The sequence below is a fragment of the Limimaricola sp. G21655-S1 genome, assembly GCF_027213785.1.
GTDB lineage: Bacteria > Pseudomonadota > Alphaproteobacteria > Rhodobacterales > Rhodobacteraceae > Limimaricola.
The window spans coordinates 1-280 of record NZ_JAPWGO010000182.1 but is presented as its reverse complement, the minus strand read 5'-3'; the positions used below and the strand labels follow the sequence as shown (position 1 = coordinate 280).

1 protein-coding gene is annotated in these 280 nt (G+C 54.3%); it reads right to left on the bottom strand.

Annotated elements, in window-relative coordinates:
* Nucleotides 1–2 precede the first annotated feature (2 nt).
* A partial coding sequence (locus tag O4G76_RS20385; RefSeq protein ID WP_269398956.1) for a hypothetical protein occupies nucleotides 3–280 on the bottom strand: 278 nt, incomplete at its 5' end.

Sequence of the window (280 nt, the reverse complement as noted above, 5' to 3'; positions counted from 1 at the left end):
AATTAACCCTGAGCACCTTTGCGGACGAAAGTCTGCAAGAGGTCGAAGCCGATGGACAGGGAAAGCACCACGGCCATGACTGCGAAACCAGCGGCGGAGGCGGTGCCAGCGTCAGCGAGGACGCTTTCTTTGACGGTGGTAACGGTGGCAGAGTCCAGAGCGCCAACAGCAGAAGCAGCGGAGGAAGCAACAACAGAGCCAGCAACCAGAACCGGAGCGGCATACTTACGAACCATATTGCGAATTTTCATGATCATTTCCTTTTGATTGATGTTTACGC